The organism is Streptosporangium sp. NPDC006930, from assembly GCF_040635605.1.
Taxonomy (GTDB): Bacteria; Actinomycetota; Actinomycetes; order Streptosporangiales; family Streptosporangiaceae; genus Streptosporangium.
Genome location: NZ_JBEYID010000015.1, coordinates 1 through 12,891, shown reverse-complemented (window position 1 = coordinate 12,891; position 12,891 = coordinate 1). Strand labels below are relative to the sequence as shown.

8 protein-coding genes are annotated in these 12,891 nt (G+C 69.6%); 7 read left to right on the top strand and 1 reads right to left on the bottom strand.

All coding sequences use genetic code 11. The features are described 5' to 3' along the window. The first annotated feature begins 81 nt into the window (after positions 1-81). The 7 genes from ABZ664_RS24705 to ABZ664_RS24675 all read left to right on the top strand — a co-directional run bounded on the left by ABZ664_RS24705 (position 82) and on the right by ABZ664_RS24675 (position 11,713). A complete protein-coding gene (locus tag ABZ664_RS24705) occupies positions 82-2,496 on the top strand; it encodes a sigma-70 family RNA polymerase sigma factor (RefSeq protein WP_362514428.1) in 2,415 nt (804 codons plus the stop codon). Between the two features lie 522 nt (positions 2,497-3,018). Continuing rightward, a complete protein-coding gene (locus tag ABZ664_RS24700; RefSeq protein ID WP_362514425.1) occupies positions 3,019-4,146 on the top strand; it encodes a GNAT family N-acetyltransferase in 1,128 nt (375 codons plus the stop codon). Positions 4,147-4,303: 157 nt separating this feature from the next. Beyond that, the gene (locus tag ABZ664_RS24695) at positions 4,304-5,134 is read left to right on the top strand and encodes a glycosyltransferase family 2 protein (protein WP_362514423.1); all 831 of its coding nucleotides are present in this window, start codon (positions 4,304-4,306) and stop codon (positions 5,132-5,134) included. Positions 5,135-5,136: 2 nt separating this feature from the next. Next, a complete protein-coding gene (locus ABZ664_RS24690; RefSeq protein WP_362514420.1) occupies positions 5,137-6,087 on the top strand; it encodes a glycosyltransferase family 2 protein in 951 nt (316 codons plus the stop codon). Then, positions 6,084-6,887, top strand: coding sequence for a polysaccharide deacetylase family protein (locus ABZ664_RS24685; RefSeq protein ID WP_362514417.1), 804 nt, complete (start codon positions 6,084-6,086; stop codon positions 6,885-6,887). Before ABZ664_RS24690 ends, ABZ664_RS24685 begins: the two co-directional genes overlap by 4 nt. A gap of 270 nt (positions 6,888-7,157) precedes the next feature. Further along, a complete protein-coding gene (locus ABZ664_RS24680; RefSeq protein ID WP_362514414.1) occupies positions 7,158-10,400 on the top strand; it encodes a hypothetical protein in 3,243 nt (1,080 codons plus the stop codon). Between the two features lie 92 nt (positions 10,401-10,492). Continuing rightward, positions 10,493-11,713 (top strand): DUF418 domain-containing protein, encoded by a 1,221-nt coding sequence (locus tag ABZ664_RS24675; protein ID WP_362514411.1) that lies wholly within the window; start codon positions 10,493-10,495, stop codon positions 11,711-11,713. A 153-nt stretch (positions 11,714-11,866) separates the two neighbouring features. Here the strand turns inward: ABZ664_RS24675 and ABZ664_RS24670 are convergent, their stop codons facing one another. Then, positions 11,867-12,796: a hypothetical protein gene (locus ABZ664_RS24670; RefSeq protein WP_362514408.1), complete on the bottom strand. Its 930-nt coding sequence runs from the start codon at positions 12,794-12,796 to the stop codon at positions 11,867-11,869. Between the last annotated feature and the right edge of the window lie 95 nt (positions 12,797-12,891).

Here is a 12,891-nt window from a genome sequence, read left to right as displayed (position 1 = left end):
GGTGACGTCCTACGCGTGTGGGCTGGAACGGGCGAGTGATGAAACCCGTGAACGAGCCCGTCTCACGGGGGAGGAATATCCGTGCCCGGATGGCCGACCGTCGGCCGGACCGACGACCAACGACTCGTTGAAGCGCTGCGGCGTGCCGACACAGCCGACCCAGTGGCACCCGCGAGCCTCTACGACTCCTATGCGGAACGGCTCAACGACTACGCCCACTCGCTGCTGGGCGACCGGGAGACCGCCGCCGACGCCGTACACGACGCCCTGGTCACGGCCCAGGGCAGCGTGGACCGCCTGCGCGAGCCCGGCCGCCTGCGCGCGTGGCTGTACGCGCTCGTACGGATCCGGTGCGCGGACGCCGGGCACGGCGGACCTCGGGGAGCGGTGCCACCGCCCGACATCCACGACGATCCCGGCGAGCGGGAACTCGCGGTCCTGGTCCACGAGGCGATGACGGAGCTGAGCGTCCAGGAACGCGAGGTGCTCGAACTGTCGCTCCGCCACGACCTCGGCAGCGGCGAGGTCGGCGCGGTGCTGGGGCTCACCTCCCGCCAGGTCACCGCGAGGCTCGGCCGGGTCCGCGACCACCTGGAGAACGCGGCCGGCGCAGTGGTGCTCGCCAAGGTCGGCCGGGCGCACTGTCCCGACCTGTCGGCGATGGTGGACTCGTGGGAGGGGCCCCTCACCACGATGCTGCGCAGGCGCCTGTCGGCCCACATCGGCCGCTGCGAGGTCTGCGTCGAGCGCAGGGACCGGCACGTCTCGGCCGGACGGCTGCTGGACCTCGTCCCCCTGGCCTACCCGCCGCTCTCGCTGCGCCGCCGGGTGATCGAGACCTGCGTGAACCCGGAGTCGCGCGAGGAGCGCGCCGCCATCGCCGCCGAGAACGGCTTCGACAAGGCCGGTTTCCCCACGGCGGCCGAACGACGTTCAGGAGGGCGCCGGTGGGGCGGGAGGAGGAGCGCGGGCGGCAGGCGGGCACGCGACGAGAAAACCTCCGAGAGCGCGGCCACACCGCCCGCGGGCACCCGCGCCCGGCACGCGGCGCCGCCCGCGGACCCCGGAACGCCTCCTACGGGCGCGAGGGCTTCGCAGGCCGGGGCAACGCACGAGGAGGAGCGAGCGGGACACACAGCGACCGGGACGCGCTCCGCCGAGGGCGGGTCGGGCACGACGTGGTGGGGGCCGGAGAACCAGGGCGGGCCGCACCGCGCGGAGGGCGGGCCGGCCCCCCGATACGTTCTGGCGCCGCCCTCGGACGGCGAGCCAGGCCGCGCTGCACCGTGGACGGACACGGAGGCGCGGCACACCTCACGGCAGGCGGACGGCGAGGCGCGGCACACACCGCCACCCGTGAACATCGAGGTCTGGTCGGCGCCGTTGGCGAGCGCCAAGGGGTGGCCGACGCCGACCGCGAACGCCGAGGCATGGCCGGCACCCCCGGCGGACGAGGCGTGGCGCACGACACCTCCCACGAACGACCGAACGTGGCAGACGACACCCTCCACCGGCAACCAGGCGTGGGAGGGGGCGCCGCCCGCGAACGACCAGGCGTGGCACGCGTCGTGGCCGGTGGACGACGAATCCTGGCGCACCCCGCCGAACGGTGGCGCCGAGGCCCGGCGTACGCCACCGGCGGGGGCTCCCGAGGCTCGGCGTACGGCGTCGCGGGAAGACCTGGGGGCCGGGCGTACGTCATCGGCGGAGGACGGCGAGGTCCGGCGTGCCACACTCCCCGGCGGCGGGAAGCGGGGCACGGAGACGCTCCCCGCGCAGCGGCGCAGGCGGCGCGGACGCAGGGGTCCGGTGTTGCTGGCGGCGGTGTGCGTGCTGGCCGCCACCGGGGCGGTGGTCGTGGTGGGCGGAGTGGACCTGGCCGGCGGGGAGTTGAGGGACCCCCAGGCCGCGCCGGGACCGAAACCCGCGCTGATCACGCTGGAGCCCGAGCCCGAGCCGGGGCCCGACCCCCTGTCGGAGGATCCGGAGACGGCGCCGACGCCCACGCCGACGAGAAGCCGCAGGAGCGAGGCACCCGTCACCGCCGCCCCCACCGCCACCGTGGCGCGACCGGCTCCGAGCCGCGCCACCACCGCGGGACGGCCCCGCCCCACCCGCACCGCCACCACGCCGCCCGCGACCGGACGGCTGAACGTCTCGTGCCCGCGCGACATCGGGGAGGGTGCCGGGCAGATCCGGCTCGCGGCTCGCGGCGCCACGGTTTCGTGGTCGGCGACCACCTCCGGCGGGCTCGCCGTGCACCCCGTCCGCGGGCAGTTGAAGGCGGGCGCGAGCGGCGTGATTTGGGTCACTGCCAAGGACCCGTCGGAGAGCGGTGCGGGGCGGGTCGCGTTCAAGTCCGCCGGAGGCAACGCCGGATGCGCGATTTCGTGGGAAAGCCCTGACCCAGATGCCTCCGCACCCCCTGAAGACCCTGCCCCCGAGCCGACTCCGACCCCCTCCGCCGGGGCGAGTTCGGAGGAGGCGACGGGCTGACTCCCACATCTCGTTTTACCTAACACCGAGACTTCCCTCAGGGATCCGGTAAACCATGGACTGGTGCCGAGCGTCGGCATTGACGTCCATGTTGAGTGATTGGTCACATGAAGAGCGCGATCAGTCACATCATTACCAACCAGGAGCTCGGAAGATGTCGGTCAACCGCAGGGTGCTCAGATGGGCACTCACCCTCGCGTGCGTGGCGGGGGCAGTGATCGCCTTGGCCGACCTGGACACTCCGTTACGATTGATCCTTACGCCCCTGTTCCTGTTGGTCGTTCCCGGCGCCGCAGTGGTAGGACTGTTGCGTGATCGTGACCCTCTTGCGGCACTATCAGTGGGTGCAGCGGCGAGCCTGGTCGTAAACGTTCTCTTGGCCGCTGCCATGCTTACCTTTGATGCATGGTCGCCCCGCGCCGGAGTCGCGACCATCGCGGTGCTCGGCGGCTTCATATACGTACTACGCGTGTTGTATCGGGGGAGCGGGAGTTTGCAGACCGAACAGGGGGCCAGGTCAAGGTGAACATCGTCATCGTTCGCCCGGGAGACCTCGGGGAGCCCGAAATCTCGCGCTGGCGGGAGTTGCAGGTGGCGGACCCGTCGCTGGACAACCCCTTCCTCTCCGTGGAGTTCACCCTGGCCATGGGGCGACTGCGTGACTACGTTCGTGTCGCGATCATCCAGGACGGCGGCAAGATCGTGGGGTTCTTCCCCTACGAGCGCCACAGCTTCGGGATCGGCAAGCCTCTCGGCGGCTTCCTCACCACCTGCCACGGGCTGATCGCGGTCTCCGGCCTCAAGCTGGACGTCCGGACGCTCCTGCGCGCCTGCAAGCTCTCCGTCTTCGACTTCGACCACCTCGTCCCCGGCCAGCCGACGTTCGCGCCGTACGAGTCGGACGTGCGACCGGCTCCGGTGATGGACCTCAGCGTGGGATTCGAGACCTACATCGAGCAGGTGAAGGCCAACTCGCCGAAGAATCTCAAGACGGTCCGCTACAAGGAGCGCAAGCTCGGCCGCGAGCAGGGTGAGATCCGCTTCGAGTGGGCCTCGACCGACCTGGGTACGCTCCGTACCCTCACCAACTGGAAGTCCGACCAGTACCGCAGGACGGGCCGGGTCGACCGTTTCGCCCAGCCGTGGATCGTCCAGTTGCTCGACGAGATGCACGCGGAGAGGTCCGAGAGTTTCGCGGGCGTCCTGACCATGGTCTACGCCGGAGACAGGCCCGTCGCCGGCCACTTCGGCCTTCGGACGGCGACGACGCTGGTGGGCTGGTTCCCGGCCTACGACACCGAGTTCGCGCGTTACTCCCCCGGGATCATGCACCACCTGCACATGGCCGAGCACGCCGCGAACTCCGGGCTGCTGCAGGTCGACATGGGCAAGGGCGGACGCGAGTACAAGAGCTGGTTGAAAAGCGGTGATCTCTTCGTCGCGGAAGGTCGCGTGTCGCGTCCCTCCCCGGCCGCCGCCGTCCACTGGATCGGCCGCACCCCGGTCAACAAGGCACGAACGATCGTCACAGATCGCCCGAATTTGTACAGGCTTGCTGACCGTGTGCTGAAAGGTTTCGGCCGTATGCGCTCCCCCGCGCAGAACCAATCAGGCACCCCGGTCGTCAAGGAACCGTGGGGAGTGGGTTAGACCGCTCCCGTTCATCACCACACCACTCGCCAGGACCCTCGTATGCATCCCTCATCGCATTCGCCGTTTTCGCCGATCGTCTCGATCGGCCATGGCCCCGGGTCCGTCCGCCCAAGTCGCCCCTGACGACCGACCGCCCGGAAGGACATCCGTCACAATGAGTCCCGAGATCACCAAGCACTACAACAACAAGCCACCGCTGAGGGCGGTGCCTCCCATCGAGCGGTTCACCCCCATCACCCCCAACATGGCGATCTCCCCGACCGTCAGCGTCGTCGTGCCGGCGATGAACGAGGCCGAGAACCTCCCGCACGTCTTCGCGACGATCCCGCAGTGGATCGACGAGATCGTCCTGGTCGACGGCAACTCCAAGGACGACACCGTCGCCGTGGCCAAGAGACTGCGTCCCAACGTGCGCGTGGTCCACCAGACGGGCAAGGGCAAGGGCAACGCGCTGACGGACGGATTCGCCGCCTGCAGCGGCGACATCATCGTGATGATCGACGCCGACGGCTCCACCGACGGCCGCGAGATCATCCAGTTCGTGGGCGCCCTGGTCACCGGCGCCGACTTCGTCAAGGGTTCGCGTTACGCGTCAGGCGGCGGCAGCGACGACCTGACGTTCATCCGCAAGTTCGGCAACAAGTCGCTGACCGCGCTGGTCAACAGGATGTACGGCACCAGCTACACCGACCTGTGCTACGGCTACAACGCCTTCTGGGCCCGCCATCTGGACGTCCTCAACCTCGACTGCGACGGCTTCGAGATCGAGACCCTGATGAACGTCCGCGCCGCCAAGGCCGGGCTCAAGGTCCACGAGGTTCCCAGCCACGAGCGCTGCCGCATTCACGGTGAGAGCAACCTGCACGCCGTGCGCGACGGCATCCGGGTGCTGAAGACCATCATCCGCGAGTGGCGGAGCAACCCGGCTCCCGCCGTTCACGAGCCGGCCGCCGCCGCTCCGGCCGCCGATCAGGGTGCCGCGTAACCATGAGAAGCAGTGTCGTCATCTGCGTTTACACCGAGGACCGCTGGGAGGACATCCGAGCAGCCGTCGAGTCGGTCCAGAACCAGACGCGCGCGCCGCACGAGATCATCCTGGTCGTCGACTACAACCCGGATCTCCACCTGAGGCTCAAAAAGGAGTATCCCGGCGCGATCGTGGTGGAGAACGCTCAGGAGAAGGGGCTGTCCGGTGGCAAGAACACCGGTGCGGCGACCGCCTCCGGCGACATCGTGGCCTATCTCGACGACGACGCCGTCGCGGAGCCTGGCTGGCTGGAAGCACTGGAGGAGGGCTTCCAGGACCCGACCATCGTGGGGGTGGGCGGGCTGACCAGGCCGCTGTGGGGCATCGGGCACCGACCCGGCTGGTATCCCCACGAGTTCGACTGGACCGTGGGGTGCAGCTATCTCGGCATGCCCACGCAGCGGGCGCGGATCCGCAATGTCATGGGCGGTAACGCGGCCTTCCGCAGGGAGGTCATCGGCGGTGTCGGCGGGTTCCACACCGGCATCGGGCGCAGCGTGCAGGGGCGCAAACCCCGCCCGCTGGGCTGTGAGGAGACCGAGTTCTGCATCCGGCTCTCGCAGCGGATGCCGGGGTCGGGAATGCTGTTCGAGCCCGCGGCGGTGATCGGCCACAAGGTCCCGCCGGTACGCTCGACGTTCGCCTACTTCCGCTCACGCTGTTTCGCCGAGGGCCTGTCCAAGGCGCTGGTCGCCCAGAGCGTGGGAGCGGGCGACGGATTGTCGAGCGAGCGGGCCCACGCGCTGAAGGCTCTGCCGCTGGGCGCGCTGCGCGGAGTCGGCGAGGCGCTGCGAGGCGACCTGTCCGGCCTCGGCAGGGCCGGGGCGATCGTCGTCGGTCTCGCCTGGACGACCTGGGGTTACATCGTCGGTTCCCTTCGACTGAAGCTGAAGCGGGTGCGTGCGGCATGATCCGCGTACCGATCCTGATGTACCACTCGGTCTCCGACCGGCCCAACGCCGAGACGAAGCCGCTCGCGGTGCGTCCCTCGGCCTTCGCCGAGCAGCTCGCCTACCTGAAGGAGAACGGCTTCACGCCGCTCACGGTGGCCGACCTGGTCGCCTCGCTGCACAACAACAACGGCCGCTCCATCCCCGAGCGGCCGGTCGTGGTGACCTTCGACGACGGGTACGCCGACTTCCACAGCGAGGCGCTGCCCCTGCTCGAACGCTACGACTTCCCCGCGACGGTCTTCCTGACCAGCGGGTGGGTGAGGGACGCGGGCAAGGACGCGGCGGGCAGGCCCCTGGACACGATGCTCTCGTGGAGCCAGGCCCGCGAGGCCGCCTCCTGCGGCATCGAGATCGGCGGCCACAGCCACAGCCACCCCCAGCTCGACCAGCTGCCGGAGGACGAGCTCCGCCAGGAGCTGCGGCGCAACAAGGCCCTGCTTGAGGACAAGATCGGCTCACTGGTCTCGACGATGGCCTACCCGTACGGCTACTCCAACGTGCGGGTGCGGCGCGAGGTGAGGAAGGCCGGATACTGGGCCGCCTGCGCGGTGAACAACGCCATCGCCGCCGACCGGCACGACGTGCTCGCGCTGCCGCGCCTCACCGTCGCCGAGGGCACCTCGATGGGAATGTTCACCCGGGCGGTCGAGGGGAACCAGGTCCCGCTCATCTACATGCGGGAACGGATGCTGACGAAGGGGTACGCCGTCGTCAGGCGCACGAGATACGGTCTGCGCAAGGTACGCGGCCAGGTGTGAACGGCCGGGTACGCCACGGAAAGAGCGCGATCCGCGAAGCGGGTCGCGCACCGGTGGCCGCCCCGGCGGTCTCCGCTGTCCGGCTTCCCTGTCCCCATGTGGGATCGGGGGCGCCAGCAGGGGACCGTTTGGCTGGAGTACAGCCGCGATACCGCTTTTAACTGATCTACGCGAAGCGTCCGGACATGACGGATATCCGTAGTGACCTGTCACAGCCTGGTCCGCGTAGCCGCCATGATGTTAGACGTGAGGCAACGGGCAGGTAATGACGTGACGACGACGGGGGCGGCGGAAACCGCCGAGGTCGGGAAGATCGATCCCACTCACCCCGCGCCTTCGGACGAGCCCCTGGCCGGGTCCGACGGCGAGCCCACCGGCACGGCGCCCTTCGGAGCGCCCGGCGACGAGGCTCCCGACGAGATCCCGGACGGCGAGGTTCCCGACGGGGAGGCTCCGGGCGATCAGACCTCCGGCGCCGGGAGTCCGCACGGCGAGACTCCCGACGACGAGACGTCCGGGGCCGGAGCCCCGTACGGCAGAAGCCCGTACGGTGAGACTCCCGACGGCCGGACGTCCGACGAGAAGACCCCTGCGGGCGCCCCTCGCGACGAGACGCCGGACGACGAGACGGCCGATGACGGCACGCCGCCGGACTCCGCCGACGGCGGAACACCGCTGGACTCCGCCGAGGACGCCGATCCTGACGTTGACACCGACGACGACGCCGACGGCCTGTCGCCGGCCCCCGCAACCGACGCCGACGCCGACACGAAAGGCGCGAAAGGCTCTCCCGAGGAGAGCGTCTACGGTGACGATCCCGAGGTGACCGCCGTCATCCGGCTACCCCTCAGCCCAGCGTCCCCGCCCTCCGCGAGCGTTCCCCGGTCCGAGACGACAGGGGCCCCGCCCGCGCGCCGTGAGAACGCCGGGGATGTGGGGGACGGCAGGGACACTGAGGACGCCGGGGACGAGGACGGGGCCGACAGCACGGCGGAGTTCCGCCTGCCCGACCTGGCGGCGTCCCCAGTGCCCACCGCGCCCCCTGCACCCCCCGGGCCTTCGGGACTCGACCGGCCTGCGGGCGTGGAGTCTCGGGAGAGGTCCGCCGGAGCCTCCAGGCTCCCCCTGGAAGCTTCTGAGTCCTTCTCCGAAGTCACGGAGACCCCGGCGGCCTATCGGGCCCCACAGGACACGCAGAGGCGCTCGGAGACCGGCTCGGGAGCGGGAAAGAGCGCCGGGAGGCTCGCGCAGAAGGCGGCACCGGCGACGAGCGCGATGCCTCCGGCCGCGGTGGACACCGTCAAGCCTCCGGTCACGACGCCCACCGTCGAACCCACTGCCAACCCCGCTGCCAACCCCGCTGCCAAGCCCACGCGCCTGCAGGCCGTGATGCGGTCGGCCATGGTGTGGCTGCCGCCGGTGCTCACCGTCGAGGGCCTGATCATGTACGTGCTGGCCCTGCGCGTGTCGCCGGGCCCGCTGCGGGGCGTCGACCTGAACGACATCGACGGCGTGGGCCTGATCTCCGCCATGCCGTCGACCGCGTTCGCCGCGATCCTGCTGATGCTCGTCGCGTTCTTCGTCACGATCGCGCAGAACACCGACCGCAAGTTCCTGCTGCTCTTCCAGATCGCGGCGATCACCTTCGCCCTGCACGGGGCCGCGGCGCTGATCGAGGACGAGGCGAGGTTCCACACGGCCTACGTCCACGCGGGCTTCGTTGAGTACATCAACCGCACCGGTGAGGCCTCCGCCATCCTCGACGCCCGCCTGGCGTGGCCGGGGTTCTTCGCGCTGGTGGCCTTCGTCACCAAGGCCGCCGGGGTCACCGACCTGACGACGATCATGCGGTGGACGCCGCTGCTGTCGAACCTGCTGTACCTCCTGCCGTTCGTGCTGATCCTGCGCCAGGTCGTCGCCACGACCAGGGCCCGCTGGTTCGCCGCGCTGCTGTTCGTCATCGTGCAGTGGATCGGCCAGGACTACTTCTCGTCCCAGGGCTTCACGTACGCGATCTACCTCGCCTTCGTCGCGATCGTGCTGCGCTGGTTCGGCAAGGTGGAGCCCCGCGTCAAACCGATGCCCGCCAAGGGGCCCATCCGGCGGTTACTCGCCCGCCTGGACGGGCTGACGCCGGGTGAGCTGCCCCACTCCACCGGCGTCTACGACCGGGCCATCATGCTGATCGTGCTGATCGGCCTGTTCGCGACGGCGACCGCCTCGCACCAGATCACACCGTTCATGATGCTCGGCGCGCTGACGGGCCTGATCCTGCTCCGGCGTTCCTCGCTCAGCTGGGGGCTGCCCTTCTTCCTGGGCCTGATGGTGCTGGCCTGGATCAGCTACCAGACGGTCACCTTCTGGAGCGGGCACATCGACCAGCTCTTCGGCGGTCTGGGCCGGATCCTGGAGAACCTGCAGAGCAACACCGGCGACCGGATCGACGGCAGCGATCCCAAGCACGCGCTCGTCCTCATGGCCCGCCTGGGCATCTGCGGCGTCATCCTGACGCTCGCCGCCGCCGGCCTGTTCCGCCGCCTGCGGCGCGGCGTCGGCGACCGCGCGGCCCTGCTGCTGCTGTGCGTCCCCGTGCTCGCCCTCGGCCTGCAGAACTACGGCGGCGAGATCGGCCTGCGCATCTACCTGTTCGCGCTGCCCGGCGCCTGCATCCTGGCCGCGTACGCCTTCTTCCCGAACCTCCCCGCGGGCACCGAGGACGCGCCGGAGGAGACGGTGCCGATCCGCAGGCGCAACATCCGGTTCAACCCCGAGCTGACGCGGCGGATCTCGCTGCTGCTGGCCGCCGGGTGCGCCATGATGCTGGCGATGGTCTTCCTGGTCGCGCGCTACGGCAACGAGCAGTTCGAGCGGGTCTCCGCCAGCGAGGTCGCGGCGATGCACTACATCTACGACAACGACGAGCCGAGCGCCCGCGTCCTCTACCTGGTCCCGGTGCTGGGCCAGGAGGTGACGCCGAGCATTCCGTGGGGCGAACGCGACTTCGACAAGATCTCCTACCAGCAGGTGCTGGTGGACAAGGATCCGGCCCAGCTCTCCTCGGTGATCGACAAGCTCCGGGTGTCACCGCCCAACACCTATCTGGTGGCCACCCGCGGGCAGGCCGGATACCTGCAGCTCAACCACGGCTTCCCACAGGACTGGGCGCAGCGGTTCCGCGCCGCGCTCGACGCCAACAAGGAGCTCAAACGGGTCTTCAACGGCGAGGACGCGGCCGTCTACACGCTGAGCTCCTACCCCGAGGGCGCCGAGATCCCCGAGCCGGGGGTGCAGCTGAACGGCAGTGACCCGACGTCGCCGTGGACGCCGGTCGGCCTGGCCGCGCTGGTCGTGACGTGGATCGCGCTGTTCGCCTACGAGGTGGCCTGCCTGCGTGGCCGCGACCAGGCGACCAGGCGGAGGAGGCGCATCCTGTTCGTCGCGGTGCCCGCGTTCGTGCTGGCCCTGGCCGTGATCGCGGAGCGGTTCATCGTCATCGGCTACCAGCTTCAATAAGGAACAAAATCTCATTGTGGGCGGTCGAACCGCACCATACTGAGCATCGTTCGCCGGGGCGCACGCCCCGGCGCTGCTCGAAGGACGGTCAGATGCTCGCAGGGGAGCCCCGGGGCCGGGCAGGTACGTCCGCCGAGGCCACGGGGCCGAGGATCGCGGCGGTCGACGCGTTACGCGGTTTCGCGCTGCTCGGCATCGTGGTGGTCAACATCACCTACCTCGCCTCGGGATACCGGATGGCCGGGCTGGCGGCGCCGACGTTCTCCGCACCGCTCGACTGGGAGGTGCGCTGGTTCGTCTCGATTCTCTTCGAGAACAAGTTCTACATGCTGTTCGCCTTCCTGTTCGGCTACAGCTTCACCCTCCAGATCGACTCGGCCCGCAGGTCGGCGACGAGGTTCGCCCCCCGGTTCCTGCGCCGCCTGGGAGGGTTGTTCCTGCTCGGCCTGGCCCACGCGATCCTCCTGTTCCCCGGTGACATCCTGACGACGTACGCGGTGGTGGGGCTGGTCCTGCTGGCGATGCGGCGGATCGCCCCGCGCGCCGCGCTGATCATCGCGCTCGCGCTCACGGTGGCGCTGGCCGTGGGGATGCTGCTGCTGGCGGCGCTCGCGACGCTGGGCACGGACGCCTCTCAGGCCATGTCGGAGAACGCGGCGCAGGCCGCCCTGTCCGACGAGGCGCTGCACGGCTCCGCCTCCATGATCATCAATGAGCACCTGCACAGGCTCGCCAAGATCTTCGTGCTGCGGGTCTCCTTCCAGGGGCCCACGGTGCTCGCCGCCTGCCTGGTCGGGCTGGCCGTGGGCAAGCTGCGGCTGCTGAGCGACCTTTCCGGGCACACGGCCACGCTGCGGCGGATGCAGTGGGCGGGGTTCACCGTCGGGCTCGCCGGGGCGCTGGTCTACGCGCACTCGACCTGGTCGGGCGGCGGGCACGCGTACCACATGGTCGGCCAGGCGGTGAACCTGGTCACCGCGCCGCTGCTGGCCGCCGCCTACGCCGCGACCCTGCTGCGCCTGCTCCCGGCGATGCCGCGCCTGGCGGGGGCGCTCGCGGCGCCCGGCAGGCTGGCGCTCACGAACTATCTGGCGCAGTCGCTGATCAGCTCACTCATCTTCACCGGCTACGGGCTGAGCCTGGTCGACCGGCTCAGCCCGTTTCATGTCGTGTCGATCGGCGTCGGCATCTTCGCGGCGCAGTCCCTCTGGAGCCTGTGGTGGCTGCGTCGCCACCGCTACGGGCCCGTGGAGTGGGTGCTGCGCTGGTTCACCAACTGGCGCAGACCCTCTCCCTCCGCGGGCGCCGCCTAAGAGGAAGCCGCCCAGCTGAAACCGTCCCAAGACGTGGGTATCCATCGAGTGAATCCTGCGCGACGAGGCCGGCCGCCGGACCGCGCTGCAGCGGTGCGTCGCCAACCCGCTGCGGGTCCGATTCCTAGAAAAAGAGTTACTGCTCGATCGCGCCTACCTAACGCGGAGAGTCCCCGAAAGCACCGTTTCACTGGTGTCCAGCGCAGTCGAAAGATCAGCCGCCAATCGTGGGGGGAGTATCCGGCGTCCCAGCGCACAGGCGTCCAGCACTTCGGCGAGAACGCGTGCCTGCTCGTCGTTGAGTAGCGCGGCGCACCCCTCATGAGCCAGCACCTCGCGTGCCGCGTATCCATCCTGGCAAGCCCGCTGGATGAGCGCGGCGGCTATCCCCCGCACACCGGGATACTCCACGCTTCCGGCCGCGTCGATGACGGACAGACCCAAGCGTGTGCCGAACACCGCCAGGCCGGACGCGGGAGCAATCTGCCGGTAGCGCTCCACCATCACCGCGAGATCCGCCTCCACCGACTGGTGGGCGCTGCGGCGGCACAGCACGGTCAGGCACGCGGTGACCGCGTTCTCCCACGGCTCCCCCAAAACGGTGTCCGCGAGCAACGCCAAGGCACCGTCCGCGTCGCCCGCGGTGATGCTCGCGACGACCGCGACTTGGCGGCCGTCGAGCATCCGTCGGCCGACACCGTTGTGCTGCCGAAGATGAGCGAGCGCGTCCGGCCAGCGGCCCGCACTGGTCAGGGCGCGGGTGCCGTCGGCGAGCAGGACCGTCCACATCCATCGGACGATCTCCCGGTGATCGTCATCGCGGATGAGATCGCCGAATCCGATCTTCATGCCGTCGATCACGGTGTCCGAGCGGGAAGCGACTGCCTTGTACAGCGTATTGAGCAGATGGTAGGCGCCGTCGCCGTCGCCGTCGCCGCTGCGGATAAGCAGGCGGGAAAGGTTGACAAGAGGTTCCAGTGCGAGCTCCGCTGTCGCCACAGTGAAGGACGGGACGCTGAAAAAGATCTGAGCCTGCTGACGGCATAGAGTGCGTGCGAGGTCAGGCAGACCGCAATCGCTCATTGAGCTTCCCCCGTTTTTCCGGAGGCTTTAGATCATGGTCCACGGATCATGGGAAAGGTCTCGATTATGGGGAAGCGAAAGTACCCGCTGGAGCT

What these genes read in the sequence shown, in the direction of transcription:
- ABZ664_RS24695 (WP_362514423.1), top strand. Translation starts at nt 4,304, where the DNA reads ATGAGTCCCGAGATCACCAAGCACTACAACAACAAGCCACCGCTGAGG.
- ABZ664_RS24690 (WP_362514420.1), top strand. Translation starts at nt 5,137, where the DNA reads ATGAGAAGCAGTGTCGTCATCTGCGTTTACACCGAGGACCGCTGGGAG.
- ABZ664_RS24685 (WP_362514417.1), top strand. Translation starts at nt 6,084, where the DNA reads ATGATCCGCGTACCGATCCTGATGTACCACTCGGTCTCCGACCGGCCC.
- ABZ664_RS24675 (WP_362514411.1), top strand. Translation starts at nt 10,493, where the DNA reads ATGCTCGCAGGGGAGCCCCGGGGCCGGGCAGGTACGTCCGCCGAGGCC.
- ABZ664_RS24670 (WP_362514408.1), bottom strand. Translation starts at nt 12,796, where the DNA reads ATGAGCGATTGCGGTCTGCCTGACCTCGCACGCACTCTATGCCGTCAG.